Here is a 26,251-nt window from a genome sequence, read left to right as displayed (position 1 = left end):
ATATGATATGAAAAAATTATTAAACATACGATACTTCTTGATTGGCCTTGCAATGAGTTTCTTTGCCATATCATGCGTTGATCTGGAAGAGGAGGTATTCAGCGATGTAACGGCAGATAACTTCTTTCAAACGGAAGAAGAATTTATTTCTGCATTAGGTCAGGCATATAGTTCTTTGGGTGGTTTAGGTAATCACTCTGGACTTTGGTCAATCAATGAATTGGCTTCAGATGAAATCACCATCTCCACCAAAGGTGGTGACTGGTTTGACGGGGGTGTGTTGTTGCAATTGCATCAGCATGAATTCCTTCCGGATAACCCTTTCTTCAATAACTCTTGGAACTTCTTATACGGAGGGATTAACACTTGTAACCGTTTGATTTTCTCTTTCGAGTCTTTGGACAATCCCAATTCTCCTGCATTTATTGCTGAATTGAGAGCCTTAAGAGCCCTTTACTATTATTGGGCTATGGATGCGTTTGGAAACATTCCGTTAGTTACTTCTTTTACAGAGACCGAACCTCCTGGTACCTCATCAAGGACTGAAATTTATAATTTTATCCTTTCTGAATTGAATGAAATCATTCCTTTACTTCCAGTTGCAAAAGATGGAACAACTTATGGAAGGATGACGAAATGGGCTGCTTTGATGATTCGTATGAAGTTGTACCTTAATGCTGAAGTTTATACCGGAACACCTCAATGGGCTTTAGCTGCGGCAGATGCAAAAGAAATTATCAATACCGGTCCTTATAGTTTGATGCCAAGTTATAGGGATAATTTCTTAATCAATAATTCTGGATCTACCGAAAATATATTTGTTTATCCTTATGACAAAGTATTTGCAGGAGGCTTTAACTGGGTCATGATGACCTTGCATATTGCCAGTCAATCTACCTTTAACCTGACCCAACAACCATGGAATGGCTATCAGACAGTGGAAGAATTTTATAATTCTTACATTGATCCAGTTAAGAACCCAGGTGTTCAGGGTCCGGTATGGAGAGGCTTGGCATTGGAGCAATCTGAAGGGACTATAGATGGCAGGTTGAGTAACTTCCTGGTTGGACCACAGTTTAGATCTGATGGTTCTTTATTGGAAGATCCGGGAGTGGAGCCATTTGATGCCACAGGTAGAAACGGTGACCCTAATGGAACCCCTATTACCTTTATGCCTTACCTAAATGAAATTTGGCCACAGGGATTACGCCAGGCAGGAGCTAGAATTGGTAAGTATGAGTTTGAAATGGGAGGAACCAACAACATGAGTAATGACTTTGTTGTATTCAGATTATCAGACGCTATCCTTTCCCTTGCTGAAGCGGAATTTAGATTGGGCAATACTACCGAAGCTTTGGCTTTGGTGAATCAGATTCGAGAAAGAGCAGGGAACCTTGATCCATTTACCACTTTGACTGAAGAAAATCTTTTAGCTGAAAGAGGACGTGAAATGTATGTGGAAATGACTAGAAGACAGGATTTGATCCGCTTCAAGAAATATGGTGAAGCTTGGTGGCCTTTCCAAGGAATGAACAGACCTAAAAGAGTTCATTCACCAGGTAGTTTCTTGGAATTGTTTCCAATTCCTGAACCGCAAAGATTGGCAAATCCAAAACTTACCCAAAATCCGGGATATAATTAATTGGATTTGATATTATTGAAAAGCAAGCTGAATCATTTGATGCAGCTTGCTTTTTTTTTGTATTGTTGAATTTGGGTAAAAATGTTTTACTTATTTGATGATTAAGGACAAAATCCTTTATTTTCGAAAACTGATTATGGATCAGCATTGAATAAACTTCTTGAAAATCTATGAATAGATTTTATCAGCTATTGATTTATATTTCTTTGTTAGGTGCAAGCCTATTTTCCTGTGATATGGATAAAGGAAAAAGCTCTGATTCAGATGCTTTATTTATGGGGTTTTACCTTGGTATGCCTCAAAAGGATTTCTTTGATCATTGTACAGAACTAAACAAGCAGCAATTGATTACCCAAGGTCCTGGAGGAAATACCAATGTGGAGCATTTGATCAAGGATAAGTTTTCAAGTGAAGTCAGCATGCGGTTTTTCCCCACATTCATTGATCATAAAATTTTTGAGATGCCTGTTACCTACCAATTTATTTCTTGGGCTCCATGGAACAAACAATATTGGGCGGACCAGTTGTTGGAAGAAGTGTTGGAAGATTATAAAAAAACCTATGGAGATGATTTCAAATTGTTGAATCATCCAACACAGGGAAAAGTTTATTATAGGATTGACGGAAAAAGAAGGATCAATCTTTTTGTAAAGGATGAGCAGTTTGTGCAAGCGGTTTTCACAGATCTGAAAGTGGAAAAGAGGTTGAAAGAAGAATATGCCAAAAAAATATCCCCGGATAATAATTAAAGGATTGTGGAGGTTGTGCTCATTCATTCAGTGAAAATAATATTCTTAATGTTAAAAAGGATCGTGAAAACAGCATCCTTTTTTTTTATTGTTATTTCCTGTGTTCAAAATGAGGAAAAATTGGATCAGGACTTTCTATTTCAATCAATAGACCCTTTAAAAACAGGCATTAATTTTTCTAATGATCTTCATGAAGATGAAGAATTTAACATTATTGAATATCTCTATTTTTATAACGGTGGGGGAGTTGCCGTTGGGGATATCAATAATGATGGGCTGATGGATATTTATTTTTCAGCGAATCAGCAGGAAAACAAGCTTTATTTGAATAAGGGCAACTTTGAGTTTGAAGATATTACCCTCAAGGCTGGAGTTTCCTCTCCTGGATTATGGAAAACCGGGGTTTCCTTTGTGGACATCAATGGAGATGGATTAATGGATATATATGTTTGTAGGCTTGGCAATTACAAAGGTATAGAGGGTAAAAACGAGTTATATATCAACAATGGAGACCTTACTTTTTCGGAAAGGGCAGAGGAATATGGGTTGGATTTTAGGGGATTCAGTACGCATGCCGCATTTTTTGACTATGACAGAGACGGGGATTTGGACATGTATCTGCTCAACCATGCCGTTCATACGGAAAGGAGTTATGGTCGGGCCTCTTTACGTTTCCTTGATGATGGATTGGCCGGAGACAAATTGTTCAGAAGTAATTTAGAAAAGGGGATCAGTAAATTTACTCCCGTAACCAATGAAGCCGGAATTTTTTCCAGCCATATCGGCTATGGATTAGGTGTGGGGATTTCGGATGTAAATAATGATGGCTGGCCGGATATTTATGTTTCCAATGACTTTAATGAAAATGACTACCTGTATATCAACCAAAAAGACGGCTCATTTAAAGAAGTGATTTCTTCCTCTCTCCCTTATTCAAGCAGGTTTTCAATGGGAATTGATCTGGCTGATATCAACAATGACGGTTGGATAGATATCATGAGTCTGGATATGTTGCCAGAGGATGAAAAAACACAAAAAATGTCTGCCGGTGAGGACAGTTATGAGATTTACAACCTCAAGTTGAATTTTGGATATGAGCGCCAGTCAAGTCGGAATATGCTCCATTTGAACAATAAAAACGGCACCTTTTCAGAAATAGCACAATTTGCAGGGGTTCATGCCACGGATTGGAGTTGGTCAGTTCTATTTGCAGATTTTGACAACGATAGCCATAAGGATATTTTTATTTCCAATGGCATCAACAGAAGACCAAACGATTTGGATTACATCAACTTTATCACAGAAAGAGATGGGGAATCAGAGATCAGTAACCTTGACCTCGCCAAAAGAATGCCTCCTGGTGCTGTCTATAATTATTTTTTCAAAAATTCAGGAAATTTGGCTTTTAAAAATGTATCAAGGGCTTGGGGGATTAATCAGCCTAGCATTTCCAATGGTGCTGTATATGCGGATTTGGACAATGATGGAGATTTGGATTTGGTTGTCAGCAATATCAACCAAAAAGCAGGAATCTGGAGGAATACTACCAAGGAGAAAAGTCTGGATTCTGGCCATAGGTATCTAAAATTCAAATTTGAAGGAAATTCCAAAAACCCCTTTGGAATTGGGTGCAGGGTTATAGCGTTCCATGAGGGAAAAATTTTTACACAAGAAAATTTTACGAGCAGAGGATTTCAGTCCAGTGTTCCTCCTGAAATCCATATGGGTTTAGGCGATGTAGATCAACTGGACTCTTTGATAGTTATTTGGCCTGGAGGCTTATCTGAAAAATTGGTAAATGTTCTGACAGATCAGAGTCTTATTTTTAAGCAAGTCAATGCTAAAACGCCCTACACATTTAACATATCGGAAAGGGATTTTTCTTGGAGGAAATTGAGTCCTTTAGAAACAGGTATTGATTTCATCCACGAGGAAAATAGCTATAATGATTTTAATTTAGAACCATTGCTTCCCCATAAGCTTTCCAAAGAAGGGCCAGCTTTTGAAGTACTTGATTTGGATGGAGATGGTCTGGAAGATCTTTTTTTTGGTGGAGCAACTGGTCAGGAAAGTGTAATTTTCAAGCAGGATAAATCCGGCAAATTTATTCCGATTGCTTTACCTGAACTCATGGAGGATTCTGAATTGGAGGAGGTAATTGCAAACTGGGCTGATTTCAATAGTGACGGCTTTCCTGATTTGATGGTTGGAAGGGGAGGTAATATTCCTGATTCTAGAAGGAGTACTTCAGATTCTAAGATATATTTTGGTCTTGGAAATGGGCGCTTGGCAAAAGGCAAAAGCCTGCCTATTGATCCTGCGATTCAGGTTTCGGTGATCCTTCCATTTGATTTTGACAGGGATGGAAAAATGGATCTTTTTATTGGTGGGAGAAATATTGAAGGGAGGTATGGAGAAGTTCCAAGGAGCTATTTGCTAAAAAACAATGGAAAAGGTGAATTTGAAGATGTTACAGACCAAAACGGATCAGCACTTAAATTTCCTGGATACATTAAGGATGCTGTTTTGGTGGATCTTAATTCAGACGGTAAGGAAGAACTTGTTATCGTAGGGGAATGGATGGGTGTTAAAGTATTTGGATCAGTGGATGGGGTTTTCAAAGACCTATCCAAAGAATATGGTATGGATCAAACCAACGGCTGGTGGAATGTTATCCATATGGCAGACCTTGATGGAAATGGTTTTCAGGATCTGATAATTGGTAACCTTGGCTTGAACAACCGCCTGAAACCAAGTGTGGATCTTCCATTGAAAATGTGGGTGAAAGATCTGGATGGAAATGGAAGCTTGGATCCTATTATAGCATATGGAATTGGAAATAGTTATTTTCCTTTGGCCAATAGAGATGAACTGGTCAAAAAGATCCCTTCTCTGAAGAAAAATTTTGTGCGTAATTCAGATTTTGCTGGGAAGACAGTAGATCAGGTTTTCAATAAAATGCCCCTTTCAAATGCGGAAATTTTTGAAGTTCACGGATTCACTTCTAAGGTTTTTATGAACGATGGTAAACAATTACAATCTATACCTCTCCCGGATATAGCCCAACTTGCTCCAGTGCAGGCTATTGAAAGTCTTGACCTTGATGGGGATGGTATTTTGGATTTGATTCTGGGAGGGAATTTAATTGAAACTCACCCTTATTTCGGGGCTTATCTGGGAACTTGGGGAACGGTATTGAAAGGAGAAGGGAATGGAAATTTCGGGGAATTTAATATCAGTTCTCTGGGCATCAAAGGCCAGATCCGCCATATCAAAGCAATTACCGTGAAGGAAAAAAACTGGGTTTTATTTGTTAAAAATGATGGGGAAACCGAAGTGTTTGAATATGTCAAACCTTAATTGTCCTTAGGTTTCCATTTGAAAGGAGATAGATCAAATCTGGTATTTTTACCTAATAATTTATCTGCAATGGCTTCTCCTAAACCTGCAGAATGTTTAAATCCATGGCCGCTGCATGCAGAAGCAACCATTACCTCTGGAAAGTCAGGAAGTGAATCCACTACAAAATAGGAATCAGGCGTAACCGTATAGATACAGACTTTGGATTCGATTACTTTCTTCTCTATTAGATTAAATCGATTGGCTATTTTTTCCAAAAGAAATTTTTCCTCTTCTTCTTTACTCACTTCCCTCGAAAGGGTATCCGGATGATTCCTTTCTATAAAAGATTCAGAAGCCATTTTCACGGATTTCCCATCCAGGGAAGGAAATCCATAGATAAAATCTTCCGCACCTTCCCCAAATCCCCACATAAATATAGGGGTCTTGCCCAAAGTAAAAGCCTTGTCCTTAATAGGAAGCCAATGTAAGATTTGCCGGCAGATTTTAAAATGCGACTTTCCTGTTGGTGGCAAGAAGTCCTTTATCCATGCTCCTGCGCTTATTACAGCCCTTTCTGCTTCAAATTCCCCTTGGTTGGTCATGATTTTCACTCCTCCTTCGCTCAAAGGAGAAATGCTCAATACCTTGGTGTGGGTTTTAATTGCCGCCTTGTTTTTTTCTGCCAGATGGAGTTGGGTTGAAATGGCCAGTTCTGGCCTCAAAAATCCTGCACTCGGTTCATAATAGACTGTTCCCCTTTCTTCCAGATTGAATTCTGAGAACCTTTTTTTGAGTTCGCCTGCATCAAAAACCTCATGGTCTATTCCAGCCTCCTGTGCAAAATTCACTGTTCTTTTGAAAAAACCCTCCGATCCATGTTTGGACCAGCTTTTTCCTCCGGAATCGAACAATAGACCTCCGGTAGTGGTCATGATTTCCTTTCCGGTAATGGTTTCAATTTCCTTCCATATCTCATGAGAGCGCATGACTACCGGAATGAAATCCATTCCTTCTCCCACTGCCAATCGGGTGATTCTGGTCTCCCCGTGGGAAGAACCCATGGTATGCGGAGGAGCAAACTGATCGATCCCAAGTATATTTCGCCCGGATTTGCTAAGCTGCCAAAGAGTGGAGGCACCCAAAGCACCCAATCCAATAACGGCGATATCGAAAACATTTCTTTTCATAGGATGTGCCAACATGCTGAGTTTTTATTTATTCTAATGTGAAAGATAGAACACAGATAACGCGGATGGAGCAGATGCTCGCAGATTTTTTAGCGTCTGTTTTTATAAATAAGTACATCCGTTAATCTGCCACTAACCAAACGATTCGTACGTATTCTGCCCTGGTGGCCTGAAAACCATTGTCAATGTTGCGAGAAACTTTCTGTCTTTTTTTAGTGAATACATTTATCCATACCTCAATTTATCTGCGGCTTTCAGCTTCATTCGTTGAGGGTCGCATAGGAAGCTCTATTGCAGTGGACTTCGCCCATTGGCAAATATCAAGTAATATCGCATAGCAAATATCACCCTATATTCTTCATAAGGTATCGGGGTCACAGTTTTCCGCAATCAGCCTTCCGACATCCGCCTTCGAAACCCTTTCTTAATGAACGTCTTAATGGCCTTCACTTCTTAATGTTTCAAAACCTGACATCTCCCCTATTTAATACCTCATTTTTCATTCAAAATTCATCCCCTCCTATTCCGTCCAAGCTTTGCCCACATCCCCATAATCGATGCATCCTTGAAAAGGACCAGGAATGGGGTCATAGGCTAAAAATTCTTTTCCTATTTTTTCGGAGTGAAAGTAGCCCAGCAAAGCCAGTTCTTTCATCATTCGGTAAAAAGGGAATTCATCTCCGTCAGCAAAATTGTATGCCCATAAGTTTCCGGGTAATGGACCGGATTTTTCTTCAAAAGCCCGGATAACTTCATCTTTTTTGCTGTCATCCAATTTGGTAAAATTCTTACCTTGTAGGGATTTGGATTCAGCATTGAAAGCATCCAATCCCGCCAAAAATCCTTTTTGTATGTTTTCCGGAAATGCAGAAGCTAAAATTTTATCCACAAACTGATCTGTTCCCACATCCAATCCTCCCGGCGTGCTGGTGCTGGGAAGGATCCTGTCAATAAGGCCAGAAAGTATTTGTGCTTGGTTATTGGATAAAATTGTTGGGGTCCAGGAAAGCTTTGGTCCTGATTCGCAGGATTGCATCAAGACAGCTACCGTGGAACCGCTGATAGCATATCCCAAGATCATGGCTGTGCTCTTTAAGGCATCTCTTCTTTTCATGTTTTTAGGTTTAAAGGTTTCCTCGGTTTATTTCTTTCACGGCATGGTCTACAGCCCTTGCGGTCAAGGCCATGTAGGTGATGGATGGATTTTGAGTCCCGGATGAGGTCATGCATGCCCCGTCTGTTACAAATACATTTTTTACAGCGTGCACTTGGTTGAAGGAGTTTAAGACAGAAGTTTTAGGATCTTTTCCCATTCGGGCGGTTCCCATCTCATGGACACCTATACCCAGTGCACCTCCTCCATCATAAGTCTGGACATTTTTGAGTCCTGCAGCTTCCAGCATTTCAGCTGCATCTGACATAATATATTTCCTCATGGTGAGTTCGTTTTCTTTGTATCCTGCATCGAACACCATTTTAGGAATGCCCCATTCATCTTTTTCGGTTGAATGTAGGTACATCCTGTTTTCGTGATAAGGAAGTACTTCACCAAATCCACCAATTCTGAAGGTCCATTCCCCGGCCTGCATCATGCTGTCTTTAAAATCAGCCCCAAACTCTTTGCTATTGGCTCCTCTTGACCAGTTGGTGCGGGTACCGCCCCCTTGGTAGCCATAGCCACGAAGGAAGGCATCGGTTTTGGTCTCTTCATTGATATTGCGGAATCTTGGAATATAGATGCCATTTGGCCTGCGTCCTTTGTAATATTTATCCTCCATACCCTCAAAAGTTCCCATAGCACCCAGGCGGTAATGATGGTCCATGATGTTATGACCTAGTTCACCTGAGTCATTACCCAGTCCATTTGGAAATCTATCTGAAACGGAATTAAGCATAATGGCAGCCGTGGCAGGAGCAGAAGCATTTAGGAAAATGATGCGGGCATAATATTCAATCATCTCCTTGCTTTCCCTATCCACTACCCTGACCCCTGAAGCCTTGCCTGTTTGGGCATCATAAATAACAGAATGTACTACGGAATTTGGTCTAAGTGTCAAATTCCCTGTTTTAGCCGCATCAGGTAGGGCTACAGAGATTGAGCTGTAATAGGCACTGTAGGGACAACCTCTATTGCATCGGTTTCTGGATTGACAGGCTCCTCGACCATTGTGTTCCACTGTCAGGTTCGCTACCCTTCCAATCGTCATATATCGGAAAGGGAATTTGGATTCTATTTCTTTTTTGACATGTTTTTCCAAGCAGTTCATTTCCATGGGAGGCAAAAACTGACCATCCGGTAAATGGGGAAGTCCTCTTTTTTCACCGGAAACTCCCACATAACGTTCCGCATAATCATACCACGGAACGAGGTCTTTGTACCGGATTGGCCAATCTATCCCAATACCTTCTTTTGCATTTGCCTCAAAATCCAAGTCCGACCAGCGATAGCATTGCCTGCCCCATAAGAGGGAACGTCCTCCTGTCACATCAGCGCGGATCCAGTCAAATTGCTGGTCCTCGATATAAGGATCTGCTTTGTCATTGTGGTAAAAATGTTTATTCTCTTCATTTACAAATCCTGAACGGACCTGGACATAAAAGTCTTCCCTTTCGGAATGGGTCAGTTTACCGCGGTTTTCAAAATCCCAGGGATCCAGGTTCATGGTAGGATAATCCTGTAAATGTGTAACAAGGCGTCCCCGTTCCAGTACAAGTGTTTTGAGGCCTTTTTGGCATAATTCTTTGGCAGCGAAGCCTCCGGAAATTCCGGAACCTACAACAATAGCATCATAGGTATTCTCAGCTACTGCCTTGATATTGAGGTTACTCATTGAAATTGGGTTTAAATAGGTTCATTGAATATATAAGACGTTTAATCTAGATAAAAACCTCATTTAAAAAAAGGGAAAATAGATCAAGGAAAAAATGAAGCCATTAAAGCTATTCTCTAGCAGCTCCACCATCTATTACCAAGCAATTGCCATTCACATAGGCCGCTTCATCGGATGCTAGATACAGGTATCCATAGGCGATATCCAAAGGTTTACCCCAATAGCCCAAAGGTATCATAGGCATCATTTGGCAAAAAGTCGAACTGTTGCTTCCCCTATTCCATTGGCTCCGCAGGTGATGATGGCAATTTTATTTTCTAGACGCATACTTTAAATTTAATGAAAATGATCAAAACCTCACCATAGAAATCATTTCTGCGACACATACTGGTTTAGGTGAATTATTGGATTCCATTTCGACATGAATAAAGAGCTTGATGCTGCCATCTGGACTCTCTTCTAATTTAGAAATATTGGCATTTAGCCTTACCTGATCCCCAGAAAATACCGGTGAAGGAAACCTAACTTTATCCACACCATAATTTAAAGCCATCTGAGCACCTTCAATGGGCAAGATTTCATACAAAAGTTTGGGAGCTAAAGAAAGTGTCAAATAGCCATGGGCCAAATTTTTCCCACCGGGAATCAGTACCTTGGCTTTTTCGGTGTCCACATGGATCCACTGAAAATCCTCCGTGGTCTCCGCAAATTTCTGTATTACCTCTTGGCTTACCATGGTCCATGAACTAGCTCCCAGAGATTTTCCCTCATAAGCCTTCAAATCCCCCACCGACCTAAATACCACTTTTCCACTTCCGCCTTCCGCCTTTCGTCCTTCGCCTTCCAAAATCCCACTTTCTTGGTTCTTGATTCTTGCCTCTTGATTTTTGTTTCCCTCTAATCTCTCGTCTCTAGTTTCTAGTCTCTCTTTCACCTCCACAACCGCTTTCCCCACCACCTTTCTATCCATTAAGTCTTTTAGTGCCTGTGGCGCCTCCTCAAGCGTGTAAGTTTTGTAAATATGCTGCTTGATTTTGCCAGAATGAATCATTCCCAACAGTTCCATGATATTTTGCTGATTTTGTTTGGGTTCTTCTGAAGAAAACCTTCCCCAGAACACACCCATTACCGAGCAACCTTTGAGCAAAGCTAGATTGAAAGGCAATTTGGGAATTTCCCCAGCAGCAAACCCTACCACTAAATACCGGCCTTTCCAGGCCATGCTTCTCAGGGCAGGTTCTGCATATTTGTCTCCAACTACATCCAGCACCACATCAACCCCTTTGCCTGAAGTGAGCTCTTTGACTTTTTCTTTAAGATCTTCTTCTTCATAATTGATCAGCATGTCGGCTCCTTTTTGCTGGCAAATGTTCAGTTTTTCCTGTGTAGATGCTGCAGCAATGACCTTTGCGCCAAGAACCCTTCCCAATTCCACAGCAGCCAGGCCCACTCCTCCCGAAGCACCCAAAACCAAAAGGGTTTCCCCTTCTTTGATCTGGGCCCTGTCTTTTAAGGCATGATAAGCGGTACCAAAAGTGTAAAGGGTTGAAGCAGCTGTGATGTCATCCAAAAATGGGGGAATTGGAAAAACCCGGTCTGCAGCGACTTTCACTTTTTCTGCAAAACCTCCCCAGCCACAGAGGGCCAAAACGCGTTGACCTATCTGAAGATGCTTTACTCCTGGCCCCATATCTGTAATTATTCCGGATACCTCCCCACCAGGAGAGAAGGGAAGTTCAGGTTTAAACTGGTACTTATTCTGAATGATCAGCACATCAGGAAAATTCACTGCACAAGCAGCAACCTGGATGATGACTTCTTTTTCTCCTACAATAGGTTCTGTTGTTTCGGTATATTTTAGGAGTTCGGGGCCTCCAAATTCTGTACAAAGAATGGCTTTCATGGATAAAAGTTTTGTGTAAAATAGGCAATTCTTATTATATAACTTAATTTTGGACGAATCAAAAAATATCAGAATTAACCCATTTATGTCAGTAAAACAATATATTCAGGAAAACCAGGAAAAATTTCTCCATGAACTTTTTGACTTATTGCGTATTCCTTCAGTGAGCGCAGATCCCAAATTTAAAAATGATGTCTTTGCAGCTGCTGAATTCGTCAAAGAAAGCCTAGAGAAGGCGGGTGCAGATAAAGTCGAGCTTTGTCAAACTCCAGGATACCCGATTGTCTATGGTGAAAAAATAATTGATCCCGGTTTGCCTACTGTTTTGGTCTATGGACACTATGATGTCCAGCCAGCTGATCCTTATGAATTGTGGGATTCGCCACCTTTTGAACCGGTGATCAAAAAGACACCAAGGCACCCGGAAGGAGCCATTTTTGCCAGAGGCTCCGCGGATGATAAAGGGCAGTTTTATATGCATATTAAAGCTTTTGAAGCCATGATGGCCGATCAATCACTTCCCTGTAATGTGAAGTTTATGATTGAAGGGGAAGAAGAAGTAGGTTCTGCTAACCTGGATATTTTTGTAAAGGAAAATAAGGAGAAACTTAAAGCAGACGTGGTGGTGGTTTCCGATACCCATATGATTTCTTTGGAGCATCCATCAGTGACTGTTGGATTGAGGGGATTAGCGTACATGCAGGTGGAGGTAACAGGACCTAACCGTGATCTTCACTCCGGAACCTATGGGGGTGCTGTTGCCAATCCCATCAACATTCTTTGTAAAATGATTGCTACTCTACAGGATGAAAACAATCACATTACAATTCCCGGTTTCTATGATAAAGTGGAAGAATATTCTAAAGCCTATAGGTCTGATCTGAACAAGGCACCCTTTGATCTTGAGGATTACAAAAAAGAACTGGATATTGAAGATGTTCATGGGGAAGTAGGTTATACGACTATTGAACGTGTCGGAATCCGCCCAACTTTGGATGTAAATGGCATTTGGGGAGGATATACAGGGGAAGGAGCCAAGACAGTTTTACCTTCCAAGGCCTATGCAAAAATTTCCATGAGACTGGTTCCAAATCAGGACCATAAGGAAATTGCCAAACTATTTGAGGAACATTTCATGGCTATTGCCCCAAAATCAGTAAAAGTAAAGGTTATACCCCACCATGGAGGTGCTGCTGCAGTCGTTTCCACGGAAACCCCGGGGTATAGGGCTGCAGATTTAGCAATTCAGGAAGCTTTTGGCAAAAAGGCCATCCCGACAAGGGAAGGAGGATCAATCCCAATCTGTGCCTTGTTCCAACAGGAATTGGGTCTGGATCCCATTTTATTGGGATTCGGTTTGGATACCGATGCTTTGCACTCTCCTAATGAACATTATGGAGTGAAAAACTATTTAATGGGAATAGAAACCATTGCTTTGTTTTTCAATCATTTCAAAAAAGAAGCCGGCAAATAATTGGAAAAAGCCAAATTCATTGATTGGAATTATCCTTATGGATTTTGGCTCCTTTCTTAATTTACATTGATTACTGAACTAATTTCACTCAACTCCCATTATAATTGATCAGTAAAGCATAACACCGATATGTCAAAATACTTTAAAATCAGTGTAATCCTATCCTTGTTTTTATTGTTCACCGGACAAGTCTTTTCCCAAATTATTGCCCCTCCGAAGTGGACAATTCAATTTTCTAAAAATGAGCTTAAGGTTGGAGATGAGGTTAAAATTATTTTTAAAGCCCAAGTACCCAAGGACTGGTACATCTACTCTAATGATTTTGATCCCGATCTCGGACCCATGTTGACCGAGTTGGAACTTAAACAGTCAGAAGGGTTTACTCTTGTGGGAGGATTGAATGCAATCAATCCAAAAAAGAAGTATGATGAAATTTGGGAGGGTGAAGTCACCTATTTTGTGGGTACAGGCACTTTTGAACAAACTATAAAAATAACCTCAGAGGATATAAAAGCAGAAGGTTTCATTGGATATCAGATGTGTACTGATGTTACAGGACAGTGCATTCCTTTTGAAGAAGATTTTACTTTGACTTCCAAGGCTGCTCCGGCGCAGGTTTCCGAGTCAATAGAAATTTCGAATACTCAGGAAGAACAACCCATAACAGTAGAAGTAGGGATATCAGAAAAAAACGAAAAGGAGATTCAAGCAGAGGTTGTTGAAGAGAGAACCTATATCAGTTTGGATGAGGAGGAAGACAGAGGAGGGTTGTTGGGTTTTATGTTGATTGCTTTCCTTGCCGGTCTGGCAGCATTATTGACGCCTTGTGTATTTCCTATGATTCCCATGACGGTAACTTTTTTTACCGGAAGGGCAAAATCCAGGATTTCAGGTATCAGAAATGCCTTCCTTTATGGATTCTCCATTATAGCAATTTATACGATTGCCGGGACAGCGGTGGCGGCTATACAGGGGCCTGAATTTGCGAACTGGCTATCGACGCATTGGATTCCTAATGTGTTTTTCTTTTTGATTTTTATCTTTTTTGCTTTTGCCTTTTTGGGAATGTTTGAATTGACCTTGCCAAGTGGTTTTGTAAATAAAATGGACGCAAAGGCGGATAAGGGAGGGATGACAGGCATTTTCTTTATGGCCTTTACTTTGGTTTTGGTTTCTTTCTCCTGCACGGGCCCAATAGTTGGCTCCATTTTGATCAGTTCTGCTGGAGGTGCATTGTTGAAGCCTATTTTAGGCATGTTTGCCTTTTCAATGGCTTTTGCCATTCCATTTACCTTATTTGCAGTTTTTCCTGAATGGTTGAATTCACTGCCTAAATCCGGGGGTTGGTTGAATTCGGTAAAAGTTGTTCTGGGCTTCCTGGAACTGGCATTGGCATTTAAATTCCTCTCTGTTGCAGACCAGGTATATCATTGGGGTCTTTTGGATAGGGATATTTACATTGCAATTTGGGTGGTGATTTTTGCTTTGCTAGGCTTCTACTTATTGGGGAAAATCCGCACAAAGCACGATGATCCATTGGATTATATTGGCGTTCCAAGGTTAATGTTGGCGATAATCACTTTTGTTTTCGTCATCTATTTGATCCCTGGCCTTTGGGGAGCTCCTTTAAAGGCACTGAGTGGTTATCTTCCTCCTATGGCTACGCATGATTTCAATATTTTTGAAAACAGGTATGCAGCTGCCACAACAGAAAACAAACTTGACGAGGTACCAAAATACGCAGACTTCCTGCATTTCCCACACGGAATTCAGGGGTATTTTGATTATGATCAGGCGTTATCTGCAGCTAAAAGAACCGGTAAACCTCTCTTCATTGATTTTACCGGACATGGTTGTGTAAATTGCCGTGAAATGGAGGCACGTGTATGGTCCGATCCACAGGTATTACAAAGGTTGAAAGAAGATTTTGTGATGGTAGCCTTGTATATTGATGAGCGTTACGAACTCCCGGAATCTGAGTGGTACACCTCCGAATATGACGGTAAAGTAAAATCCACTATTGGAAAGCAGAATGCAGATTTCCAGATCACCCAGTTCAATAATAATGCCCAGCCCTATTATGTGATATTGGACCACAATGAGGAACTTTTGGTAAAGCCAAAGGCCTATGATACCAATATCCAGAATTTTGTGAATTTTCTGGAAGAGGCAAAAACGGAGTTTACAAGAAGGTGATCAGCCTTTGCAATACTCCCTATTTGAATTTGGAAAGGTAAAGATGTGGAAAACCCAACTAGCTTCAAAAGTTTGATTTTTCAATTAATAATTCCAGTAAATCACCGATGGAATTAAAATTGATTTTGTTGTTTTAATCAAACCCCAAAGCCTGTTTGTTCTTTAAGAATTAGCATGTAAATTAGGTAAAATCTCATATAGTATCTTCTTAGAGCGTGGTTTTAAGAAGACAAAGAGGGATTATTCTAATTGCTGCCTATGCTATTGATTCAATTGACAGGTCTGTCAGGTTCCGGAAAGTCAACTATTGCCAAGGGGGTTAAAGAATTTTTAGTGGGGAAGGGTTTCCAGGTTGAAGTCATAGACGGGGACCAATACAGAAAAATTCTTTGTAGAGATCTTGGGTTTTCCAAAGAAGATAGAAATGAGAATATCCGTAGACTGGGTTTTGTCGCCAATCTATTGGCCACTCATGGAGTTATTGCCATCCTTGCTGCCATCAATCCTTATGAAGAAGTCAGGAAGGAGTTGAGAGATTATGGCCCACATGTGAAGACAGTTTGGATACAATGTGATTTGGATACACTGCTCAAGAGGGATACAAAACAATTGTATCAAAAAGCCTTTCTTGCTGAGGGACATCCAGAGAAAATTTCCAATCTAACGGGCGTAAATGATCCATTTGAAATTCCTGTAAATCCGGATTTGATTATCAGAACGGATTTAGAAGAAGAGGAAGAAAGTATAGAGACTCTTTATGCATTTATTCTTGACAACATTAAGGTTTAAAATCCAATAAAATATGAACCGTCTTTTTCCGCTACCAATTTTTACCTTTTTAAGTTTAGTGATCAAGAATGGTGGTATTTCATTACGAAAACTTAAGAATACGCCTCCTTGGATTTTAAAGACCATTGTCTTTGAACCGGTTCGCTGGCTTGAACTGGCCATTTTTAACCAGAGGATCAGCTGTCATAAGTTGGAAAAGGACCCTTTGTTCATTCTTGGGTTTTACAGAAGTGGTACTTCTTATTTACATGAATGTTTTACCCAAGATGACCGGTTGGGATACCATAACAACTATCAGATGGTTTTACCTGAAGTCATGCTTAGTACGGAAAAAGTCCTATTGCCTTTTTTCCAATTCATTTGCCGGATTTTTAATTTGAAGGATTCAGTCCACAGGGTGCCTTTATCCTTTCGTTTCCCTGGAGAGGAAGATGCCACGATGACCACGTTCCTGGATCCAAAGGGTGCACAATGGGGCTACTTTTTTCCAAAGATGATGGAGGAACAGTTTCAAAAATATGTGATGTTTGAAAATTTGACTGATTGGGAATTACAAGATTGGAAAGAGTCATTTTCCTATTTGATCAATAAGATTTCCATTGCCAATAAGGGCAAGCAATTGGTTTTAAAAAGCCCTCCCAATACCGCAAGAATAAAATTGTTGCTTAACTTATATCCAAAAGCCAAATTTATTTTCATTCACCGTAATCCGTATCAGGTTTATGCCTCCAACAAACGGTTTTGGGAAGTGGTGCAGAAGGTATTTGCATTGCAAGGGACCAAGGGTGTGAATGTCAATGAAATTATTTTGGAAACTTATTCGAAAATGATGCAGAAGTATCTGGCGGAGAAAGAATTTGTACCTAAAGGACAATTGACTGAATTGGCTTATGATAATTTTATTCAGGATCCTGTCAAGAGTCTGAAAAATGCTTATGAAGAGCTCAACTTGGGTCATTTTGCTTATTGTGAAGAAAAAATGAAATCATTTACAGCAAAGAAAAAGCAATTCGTACAGTTGAAACATTCCTTACCGGAAAAGGAGAGGATTTTGGTTGATGAATATTTGGAACCCATTTTCAAACACTGGAACTACGCTCAGCTATGAACCTATCTGTGATCAATAAAATTTGGGAGAATAAAGACAAAACTGCTTTCCGTTCAACCAAGGGTAAGGAAAGGCCTGAATTCTACATCACCCCAACCCATGACTTTACACAATATACCAAGGACTGTGAGGAAAAGTATTACAATAAAGATACAGCATTTGATTGGAGTCAGAATGTCGGTGAAAATTTAAAGGATTATATTGAAAATCTTCCTGATGGAGAATTCGCAAGAATCACATTCATGGTTTTACCCATGATAAAAGAAAATATTGAGCGCAAAATCTATCAGATTGAAAAAGGGGGTCTGCCTTTGGATGAGGACGCCATGAAAGATATAGCAGAATGTATTCCCTTTGATAAGTTGAGCATATTTAAGGCAATATATATTCTTTCCCCTCTTAAAAAGCTTCAGTACGATCATGTGAGATTGGAAGATCAAATGGAAATTCTTCAAAGGGAATTACTTGAAGTAAGCGAACAGCAGCGCTTGGGATTTTTTAAAAAAGGGGAAAAAGTAAAGAGTTTAGAAACAGAAAATGAAAAAAAAGAGCAGGCTGAGGAAATTTCCCGATTGAAAAAACGCATTGCGGAAATCAGCCATGATAAAAAAGAATTGGATAAAAAGTACAGTGATGAAGAAGAAGCCTTAAAGGATAGGATTCAAAAAGAATTGGATGCCATTGATAGGCAAATACTTCTTGATTTAAAAGAATCTTTCACTTTACTAGAGGAAATTTTGACTTCAAAAGTTATCCCAAAAAATGAACAGATGCTTGCAAGGCTTAAAGATCTGATCTGGAAAAGGCAGTTTAGAGGCCTTAAAGACTTGGCCAATCATTCCCTGGTTGTAGAACAAACTGCAATAGCTCCTTTAAGTATGGGAATCATTCATTACAAACGCTACAGGGAAATCCAGGAAGCCATGACCACTTTTATCAATGATGAAGCAAAGCATTCAGCGATTTTTAGGCGTTTTTTGGTAGAAAAATTGGAAGCGAAGGAATATGTTTCAGACATTCTGATCAAGGGTGCTGAAAAATATATGTGGCTTGCCCGCTTTATGCCGGCAACAGGCATGTTCCTCGCTGTAATTGTGGAGGTTATCGGGGCCTCTTACCTTGAATTTTTCGGTCATGAGAAATATATGCCCGACAAACTGTTTCGGAAAATTTGTCAGACCATTTCCATGCAAGATGAGAAGAGGCATATGGATTTATGTGTTGCCATGTACAATGAACTTTTCAGGAAAGGAACCAAATGGGAAAGGATGAGAAACCAAACTGCCTTAAAGGTTATCTTGAAAGCAGTCTATGGGGATAAAAGTGAGGACCATCACCTGATTCAGGCCTTTCGGGCATTTGGGGTAGAATCCGAAATCCTGTATAGGCATATCATTACCCGATTAAGCGAACAATTGGCTAGGGTAGGCATATACGAAGATCCGGATAAACTATTGGAAATTATTTTGGGAAAAGGAGTAAAACTAATCCAGCCTCTGCAACACTAACATGAAAGGAGTCAACCCTAAATTATATCCCTTTAAAAGCCATTTTGAGACAATTGGTGGCCATCAGTACCATTATGTAGAGGAGGGAAAAGGAGAACCTGTAATCTTACTCCATGGGAACCCAACCTGGTCTTTCTACTATAGAGAGCTTATCCAAAAACTTTCACCAAATTTTCATTGCCTTGCTCCGGATCATATTGGCTGTGGTTATTCCGATAAACCTGATGATAAAGAATATGCTTATACTTTGGAACAAAGGGTCAGAGATTTGGAGGAATTTTTGGAAAAAAAAGGGATTGACCAAAATATACATTTAGTGGTACATGATTGGGGAGGGATCATAGGTATGGCCTATGCGACCCGTCATCCAAAGACAATCAAGAAGATTGTCCTTATGAACACTGCAGCTTTTCATTTACCCAAAATAAAAAGATTTCCGATTGCACTACGGCTTGCCAGAACCTGGATTGGTTCATTTGCTATTAGGGCCTTTAATGCTTTTAGTGGGGTAGCAACGGTGGAAGGAACCAAACGCATCAGGCTCTCCAAGGAAGTCCGACAGGGGCTTACTGCTCCCTACAATTCCTGGAAAAACAGAATAGCCACTTTGCGGTTTGTCCAAGATGTACCCTTAAATCCCAGTGATCCAGGCTATGATCTGATTTCAGAAATGGAGAAAAATTTGGCCCAATTCCAGAAAACCCCTATTCTTATTGCCTGGGGAATGAAAGACTTTGTTTTTGACAAGCACATTCTAAATACCTGGGAAAAACACCTACCAAAAGCAAAAGTCTATAGGTTTGAGGACTCTGGGCATTATATTTTGGAAGACCAACAGGAAGTAATTGGTGAATTGGTACTTAACTTTTTTAGGGAAACCAATGAATGATTATAACATTGTATCTGCCCTCTTTGAAAAAGCAAAGGCTCAGCCAGATGTATTGGCCATTGCCTTTCCTAAAAAAAACAGTATTGACAAAAGCGGGATAACACAATATAAGAAAATTTCCTTCAAAGAACTTGCCCATGAAACTGCCTGTATGGCAAGGGGTCTTTTAGACTCTGGTTTTAAAAAGGGGGACAAGGTTTTGATGATGGTACCTCCGGGGTTTGATTTTTTTATCTTGGGATTTGCCATGCTTCAATCTGGCATTGTACCCGTTTTTATTGATCCTGGAACAGGTTTGAAAAACCTAAAAAAATGTATCAATGAGGTAGAACCGGATGGATTTATTGGTATCAGCAAAGCACATATAGCCAGAGTTCTTTTTGGCTGGGGGAAAAATTCCATTCAAAAAATCCTTACTATCGGTCCACGTTTGTTTTGGGGAGGGAAGAAGTTGGAAACTATTCGGAAAATTGACGGTTCTGAAACAACGGCTTCAATTTTTCAGGCAGAGCCCAATGATTTGGCAGCGGTACTTTTTACGACCGGATCTACTGGTTTACCAAAAGGAGTTTATTATACTCATGGGAATTTCAAAGCACAATTGGAAATGATCCGGGAAACATTCGGATTTTCCCCGGGTGAGATAGATATGCCTACCTTTCCACCTTTTGCACTCTTTAATCCTGCTTTGGGAGTAAGCAGCATCATACCTGATATGGATCCCACCAAACCAGCTTCTGTAAATCCAAGGCATATCATTGGACCTATCAAACAATTTGGAATTACCAATATGTTTGGGTCACCCGCCCTTTTGGAAAAAGTGGGTAGATATGGGGAAGAGCATGGTGTCAAGCTTCCTAGTTTAACAAGGGTGATTTCTGCAGGAGCACCGGCATCTACCAAGGCTTTGGTTCGATTTTCTACTATGCTTAATACTGATGCTGAAATTTTTACACCTTACGGTTCCACCGAAGCGATGCCGATCACCAAAATAGGAAGCCATCAGATTCTTAGAGAAACCCAGACAAAAACTGAAAACGGTCATGGGGTTTGTATAGGAAAGTCAATAAAGGGCGTCCAAGTGGATATTATCAAAATTATGGATGAAGCCATTCCGACCTGGTCTGAAAATCTTAAAGCGGCTCCAGGACAAGTAGGAGAAATTGTAGTAAAGGGACCCAATGTTACACAATCCTATTACAAAAGGGAAAGCGCTACTAAACTGGCAAAAATTCAAGATGGAAATGAAGTCAGACATCGAATGGGAGATTTGGGATACCAAGATGCCGAAGGAAATTTTTGGTTTTGTGGACGAAAATCCCACCGGGTAAAGTCAGGTAATCAGGAGATGTATTCTATTCAATGTGAACATATTTTCAACAAGCATCCTGATGTATACAGGACAGCATTGGTGGGAGTGGATGGGGAAGCAATTTTATGTGTAGAGATGGAAAAAGGCAATACGCATATTGACAGGGAAAAACTCAAGAAAGAACTGTTGAGCTGGGCCAATGAACACCCTTTAACCAAACCTATCAAAACCTTGCTTTTCCATCCCAGTTTCCCTGTGGATTACAGACATAATGCGAAGATTATCCGTGAGCAATTAGCAGATTGGGCCAAAAAGAAACTGACATGAAAATCTTGGTTACAGGTGGTGGTGGCTTTTTGGGTTTTGCCATTGTTCGTCTCCTGAAAACCCAAGGGCATGAGGTAGTGAGCTTTTCCCGGCATAATTATCCCTATCTGGATGAATTGGAAGTAATACAGTTCCAAGGCAACTTACTAGATTTTAAAGCCCTTAAGAAAGCAGTGGAAGGTTGTGAAGTAGTATTCCATGTTGCTGCTAAACTAGGGATGTGGGGGAAATACATAGATTTTTTTGAAACCAATGTACTGGGTACCGAAAATGTAATACAGGCATGTAAGGAAGAAGGTGTTAGATTTTTGGTTTTCACAAGTTCTCCCAGTGTGGTGTTTGATGGAAAAGACTCTGAAGGGGAGGATGAATCTCTTCCTTATCCTAAAAAATATAACGCTTTTTATCCCCAGACCAAGGCAATGGCTGAAAAGCTTGTCATTTCAGCCAATAATTCCTCACTCAAAACAGTTTGCCTCCGTCCACATTTAATATGGGGTCCTGGGGATACACAGTTACTCCCAAGTTTGATCGAGAAAGCCAAACAGGGTAAGCTTCGTATTGTGGGAGATGGCCGTAATAAGGTAGATTGTATATATGTGGAAAATGCAGCGATGGCCCATACAAAGGTTTTAGATCAAATGATCAAGAATCCTTCAAAGGTAGAAGGCAAGGCTTATTTCATATCTCAGGGTAATCCAATCCCCATGGCTGAACTTATCCAAAAACTTTTGGCTACAGCAGGAATTTCACCTGTTAAAAAATATCTATCTCCTCTGATCGCAAAGTTTTTGGGGAGAGTTTTGGAAACCTCTTCCCGTTTTTTAGGCATCCCGTCTGAACCGATGGTTACCTTATTCCTGGCCCAACAGCTTTCTTCCGCCCATTGGTTTGATATTTCCGCTTCAAAAAGGGATTTCGGATATGAACCAGAGATTTCTATTGAAGAGGGGATGAAGCATTTAACAAATTGGTTATCAAGTATAAAAGATATAAAATGATACTAAATTCATAAGAAATTCTTATATTAAAAGGTATAAAAAAGACTGAAAAATAAAGAGCTATGTGTTTCTCAGCGGGTGCCAGTTTTGCAGTAGGCGTTGGCCTGATCGGTCCGGGATATTATTCGGTCAAAAAGACTGAATCCCGGGGAATGTTGCTTTTTGCAAGTACACCTTTACTATTCAGTTTCCATCAAATTGCAGAAGGGTTTCTTTGGTTATCTTTGACAAACCCTGATTTTGCTTCTATTTACACTTTTGCACTTTATGGGTATTCGTTCATTTCCCAACCTATATGGCCAATTTGGACACCGATGATTTTTTGGTTGATGGAACCGGATAAAAACAGGAGAAAAATTTTAAGCTACTTCGTCTTATTGGGCATTTTCACTTCGCTGTATATGTTTTATTGTTTGATCAGTTTTGATATTTCAGCAGTAGTCGAAAACCATCATATCCGTTACTATAGGGATTTTCCGAATCTCCATATTTTCAAACCCTTGAATTTTATAACCATAGCCATAACGCCTTTTCTTTCCACCCTAAGGTATACCAAACTTTTAGCCTCTGTGATGTTTGCTTCCCTGGTTATCACCTACCTTTTTTTCAACAATTATTTAATTTCTGTTTGGTGTTTTTTTGCCGCAATCCTGAGTTTGTTGGTTATTCTGGTTGTAGTCTCAAACAGGAATAAAGAGGGAAATCCTTCTTAGGATTTCTGGTTGATTTTTTTTGACGGAAATAGGATGATTTTCAGTTGGGAAAGATTAAACTGATTTTTTATCAAGAAAACTTGCCAATTCGGCGATGGTTTGATATTCAAAGAGATGTTCTACATTGATCTTTATTCCGAACATATTGGCTTTGGCAACAATTTGCAGGCTCTGCATAGATGCCCCTCCTAGATCAAAAAAATTATCATGAATCCCTACTTGGGATAAGTGGAGCACATTCTGCCATATTTCTGCCAATATTTTCTCTATCTCATTCCGAGGGGCAACATGAGTGGCTAATTCAAGGAGGCTTTCAGGATCAGGTAATTCTTTTCGATTGATTTTTCCACTTGTACTTAAAGGGAGGGAGGCCATACTTACAAAAATGGAAGGAATCATATATCCGGGCAACTTCCTTCCGATGAATTCTTTTAACTCATTTGGACCAATTGAAATATTGTTTTTTGGTACAAAATAGGCTACCAGCTTTTTTTCCCCAGAACTTCCGGTTCTTGTTACCACGATCCCGTCCTGAATGGAAGGATGTTGCAACAATATAGCTGTAATCTCTCCCAGTTCCATTCGGTTACCATTTACTTTTACCTGATCATCCAACCTTCCCAAAATTTCTATGGATCCATCAGACATATATCTTGCCCTGTCACCGGTTTTGTACATATGAGCATCAGGTTGGGAGGAAAAAGGGTCAGGAATGAATTTCTCCTTGGTGAGTATGGGTAAATTGGCATATCCTCTTGCCAATCCTTTTCCACCAATATGTAATTCTCCCACTACTTTTAAGGGAATGGGTTGCTTATATTTATCCAAAACATAGAGATGTGTATTTCCAATAGCTTGCCCGATGGTAATGGGATGGTCTCCCTTATTTATCAGATTGACTGCTGACCAAATGGTGGTCTCAGTTGGTCCGTACATATTCCACAAGCTGCCGACTTTTTCTAATAATTTATTGGCAAATTTCCGTGTCAACACATCTCCTCCGCACAAAGCTTTCAATCCTGCTTTTCCTTTCCAACCAGAATCCAACAGCAGTTGCCAAATGGCCGGGGTGGTCTGCATTATACTTACCTGATGTTGGTCGATTGCTTGGGATAGTAACACAGGATTTTCCAACATTTCCTCACTCGCGACAACTACTTTGGCCCCAGCCATAAGAGGTAGGAAGATTTCCAGGGCTGCAATATCAAAAGAAAGCGAGGTAATTGCCAAAAGCACATCTTTTTGATGGATCCCAGGCCTATCTTTCATAGACCAAAGGAAATTCATAAGAGAGGAATGATTGATCATCACCCCCTTAGGCTTTCCGGTAGAGCCAGAAGTGTAGATAAGATAGGCCAGATTTTCCGGGCTTGATTGAGAAGGCAGGTTTGTATAAGTTTTGGGTAGAGTTTGGGGTTTTTCTTCCAATTCTATTACTGGAACTTTGAGTCCTTTATATGATTCAGGGTCCAAATTGGTGATCAGAATGTCTACCTTAGCATCTTCTAAGATATACTGAACCCTGGCCTCAGGATAAGTGATATGGAGGGGAACATAGGCTCCCCCGGCTTTATGTACTGCCAAAAGTGCAACTGGCAAGGTCCATGATCTTTTCATCCATATACCAACCCTGAATTCAACGGCACCTGAAAATTCCAACAAACGATGGGCAAGAAAATTTGCCTGCTGGTTCAATTGATCATAGGTCAATTGTTGTCCCTGATGTATTATAGCAATAGCATCCGGTGTTTTTTCAACTTGAGCTTCAAATACCTGATGGAATAAGAGGTGTTGATTAAATTCCATTTGGGTATGGTTGCGTTCATGAAGGAGTTGTTGCAGTTCATTTTGGTTGCACCATTGGAGGTTTGATATGGGTAAATCAGGATGAATGATAGCATCTTGCAGCAAAAATTGATATGAACGGAACATTCTGGCAATTGTCTCCTGATGAAATAGATCCTTATTGTATTCTACCGAAGCGTGGTACTGGCCTTCCCTTTTTGAAATCATCAGGGTCAGATCAAATTGTGAAATTCCGGTATCAATTTCTAAAAAGCTTATTTCCAAACCTGACATTTCCAGTTTTGGCAAAGGGGTATTTTGTAAATTGAAAACTACCTGGAATAAAGGAGTCCGGCTTAGATCTCTTGTAGGCTTTAGCTCTTCCACCAATTTTTCGAAAGGTAAATCCTGGTGGGAAAAAGCCTCCAAAGAAACTTTCCTCACACTCTGTAACAATTGACGAAAGGAAATATTTCCAGAGAAAATGGAACGGATCACCAAGGTGTTGATAAATACCCCAATCAAGGATTCTACTTCAGGAAGATTTCGGTTTGCGATCGGTGTCCCGATCAAAATATCCTCCTGGCCTGAGTATTTATGGAGTAAAATATAAAAAACACTCAGCAATGCCATGAACAAAGTACTGTCTTCCGCCCTGCTGATTTGTTCCATTGCGTCTATCTGTTCTTTTTGAATGACAAATCGATAAGTACCACCGGAGAATGTACGCCTTGGGCCTCTTGGATTATCCGTAGGTAAATCCAACACAGGAAGGTCACCTTCCAATTGCTTTTTCCAATAGGAAAGAGAGGATGACATTGATTTTTGTCTTTCTTCATGGGTTTGCCAAAACGCATAATCAGCATATTGAATGGGCAAATCAATTAATTTTAATGGTGTTCCTAGGGTATTTGAATGATAAAAGGCGATCAGTTCCTTGAGAAATACCCCCAAAGACCAACCATCTGCAATGGTGTGATGGATGATGGCCAATAGTAGATGGTTCTGCTCATCAATCTGGTAAATTTTGAGGCGAATTAATGGAGCTTTGGTCAAATCGAATGCCTGTAACACCTCCTTTTCTGCCAATTTTCGGGCTTCCGCAATCCGTATATTTTTTTCAAAACCTTGCAAATCCACTTTAGTGATGGTGATATTAGTTTGGTTTTTCAGCTGGGGAACAGGAAGTCCTTGATCAAATGAAAAACAAGTCCGCAGATTTTCATGACGTTCAAGAATCTGATTGGCGCTTTTTTCCAAGGCGAAAAAATTCAGATTCCCTTTCATCTGAATAAAAACTGAAAGATTATTTACGGCTGTTCCACGATCTAGTAACTCAAGAAACAATTGCCTTTTCTGAGGGAAAGAAAGTGGAATAATACTGGAATTGGGGCGTGGAGAAATAATAGTCTTATTGGCTTCAGTCTGCTTTCCTTTGAGCCATTTTTCCAAAAGTGCTTTTTTTGCCGGTGAAAGGTCATTGTTTGCCATGTTC

Annotated in this window: 18 protein-coding genes; 12 read left to right on the top strand and 6 right to left on the bottom strand. The window is 40.2% G+C overall.

All coding sequences use genetic code 11. The features are described 5' to 3' along the window. Positions 1–7: 7 nt before the first annotated feature. From ACFSKV_RS09180 to ACFSKV_RS09170, 3 genes are all read left to right on the top strand, one after another. Complete coding sequence (locus ACFSKV_RS09180; RefSeq protein ID WP_380801667.1) at positions 8–1,642, top strand: RagB/SusD family nutrient uptake outer membrane protein; 1,635 nt, start codon at positions 8–10, stop codon at positions 1,640–1,642. A gap of 170 nt (positions 1,643–1,812) precedes the next feature. Next, complete coding sequence (locus ACFSKV_RS09175) at positions 1,813–2,391, top strand: hypothetical protein (protein WP_380801666.1); 579 nt, start codon at positions 1,813–1,815, stop codon at positions 2,389–2,391. A gap of 48 nt (positions 2,392–2,439) precedes the next feature. Then, complete coding sequence (locus ACFSKV_RS09170; protein WP_380801664.1) at positions 2,440–5,751, top strand: VCBS repeat-containing protein; 3,312 nt, start codon at positions 2,440–2,442, stop codon at positions 5,749–5,751. On the opposite strand, the gene solA is transcribed toward ACFSKV_RS09170, so the two are convergent. The 5 genes from solA to ACFSKV_RS09145 all read right to left on the bottom strand — a co-directional run bounded on the left by solA (position 5,748) and on the right by ACFSKV_RS09145 (position 11,654). After that, positions 5,748–6,935, bottom strand: a complete 1,188-nt coding sequence (solA, locus tag ACFSKV_RS09165) for an N-methyl-L-tryptophan oxidase (protein WP_380801663.1) — start codon at positions 6,933–6,935, stop codon at positions 5,748–5,750. The genes ACFSKV_RS09170 and solA overlap by 4 nt on opposite strands. Before the next feature lie 505 nt (positions 6,936–7,440). Then, complete coding sequence (locus ACFSKV_RS09160; protein ID WP_380801662.1) at positions 7,441–8,034, bottom strand: gluconate 2-dehydrogenase subunit 3 family protein; 594 nt, start codon at positions 8,032–8,034, stop codon at positions 7,441–7,443. 10 nt (positions 8,035–8,044) lie between these two features. Then, positions 8,045–9,751: a GMC oxidoreductase gene (locus ACFSKV_RS09155; protein ID WP_380801661.1), complete on the bottom strand. Its 1,707-nt coding sequence runs from the start codon at positions 9,749–9,751 to the stop codon at positions 8,045–8,047. A 109-nt stretch (positions 9,752–9,860) separates the two neighbouring features. Further along, a complete protein-coding gene (locus tag ACFSKV_RS09150; protein ID WP_380801659.1) occupies positions 9,861–9,998 on the bottom strand; it encodes an SDR family oxidoreductase in 138 nt (45 codons plus the stop codon). A gap of 102 nt (positions 9,999–10,100) precedes the next feature. Further along, the gene (locus ACFSKV_RS09145; protein WP_380801658.1) at positions 10,101–11,654 is read right to left on the bottom strand and encodes a zinc-binding dehydrogenase; all 1,554 of its coding nucleotides are present in this window, start codon (positions 11,652–11,654) and stop codon (positions 10,101–10,103) included. An 85-nt stretch (positions 11,655–11,739) separates the two neighbouring features. Between ACFSKV_RS09145 and ACFSKV_RS09140 the strand changes: the two genes are divergently transcribed. From ACFSKV_RS09140 to ACFSKV_RS09100, 9 genes are all read left to right on the top strand, one after another. Continuing rightward, a complete protein-coding gene (locus ACFSKV_RS09140; RefSeq protein ID WP_380801656.1) occupies positions 11,740–13,128 on the top strand; it encodes a dipeptidase in 1,389 nt (462 codons plus the stop codon). A 129-nt stretch (positions 13,129–13,257) separates the two neighbouring features. After that, on the top strand, positions 13,258–15,324 hold the full coding sequence (locus ACFSKV_RS09135; RefSeq protein WP_380801655.1) for a protein-disulfide reductase DsbD family protein: 2,067 nt from the start codon (positions 13,258–13,260) through the stop codon (positions 15,322–15,324). Positions 15,325–15,582: 258 nt separating this feature from the next. After that, entirely contained in the window at positions 15,583–16,113 is a 531-nt protein-coding gene (gene cysC / locus ACFSKV_RS09130; protein WP_380801653.1) for an adenylyl-sulfate kinase, read from the top strand. Positions 16,114–16,126: 13 nt separating this feature from the next. After that, positions 16,127–17,221: a sulfotransferase family protein gene (locus ACFSKV_RS09125; RefSeq protein WP_380801651.1), complete on the top strand. Its 1,095-nt coding sequence runs from the start codon at positions 16,127–16,129 to the stop codon at positions 17,219–17,221. After that, on the top strand, positions 17,218–18,729 hold the full coding sequence (locus ACFSKV_RS09120; protein WP_380801649.1) for an MICOS complex subunit MIC60: 1,512 nt from the start codon (positions 17,218–17,220) through the stop codon (positions 18,727–18,729). The genes ACFSKV_RS09125 and ACFSKV_RS09120 overlap by 4 nt, the downstream gene beginning before the upstream one ends. Before the next feature lies 1 nt (position 18,730). Next, positions 18,731–19,618: an alpha/beta fold hydrolase gene (locus ACFSKV_RS09115; RefSeq protein WP_380801648.1), complete on the top strand. Its 888-nt coding sequence runs from the start codon at positions 18,731–18,733 to the stop codon at positions 19,616–19,618. Continuing rightward, positions 19,611–21,257 carry a fatty acid CoA ligase family protein gene (locus ACFSKV_RS09110; protein WP_380801647.1) on the top strand — a complete coding sequence of 549 codons (1,647 nt, stop codon included), beginning with the start codon at positions 19,611–19,613 and terminating at the stop codon, positions 21,255–21,257. The genes ACFSKV_RS09115 and ACFSKV_RS09110 overlap by 8 nt, the downstream gene beginning before the upstream one ends. After that, positions 21,254–22,258, top strand: coding sequence for an NAD-dependent epimerase/dehydratase family protein (locus ACFSKV_RS09105; RefSeq protein WP_380801646.1), 1,005 nt, complete (start codon positions 21,254–21,256; stop codon positions 22,256–22,258). Before ACFSKV_RS09110 ends, ACFSKV_RS09105 begins: the two co-directional genes overlap by 4 nt. 62 nt (positions 22,259–22,320) lie before the next feature. After that, positions 22,321–22,971 (top strand): DUF6629 family protein, encoded by a 651-nt coding sequence (locus ACFSKV_RS09100; protein ID WP_380801645.1) that lies wholly within the window; start codon positions 22,321–22,323, stop codon positions 22,969–22,971. A gap of 54 nt (positions 22,972–23,025) precedes the next feature. Here the strand turns inward: ACFSKV_RS09100 and ACFSKV_RS09095 are convergent, their stop codons facing one another. Continuing rightward, a complete protein-coding gene (locus tag ACFSKV_RS09095) occupies positions 23,026–26,247 on the bottom strand; it encodes a non-ribosomal peptide synthetase (protein WP_380801644.1) in 3,222 nt (1,073 codons plus the stop codon). Positions 26,248–26,251 lie beyond the last annotated feature (4 nt).

It is taken from the genome of Shivajiella indica (assembly GCF_042683085.1).
Lineage (GTDB): Bacteria > Bacteroidota > Bacteroidia > Cytophagales > Cyclobacteriaceae > Shivajiella > Shivajiella indica.
This window is presented reverse-complemented; position numbering and strand designations above follow the sequence as displayed.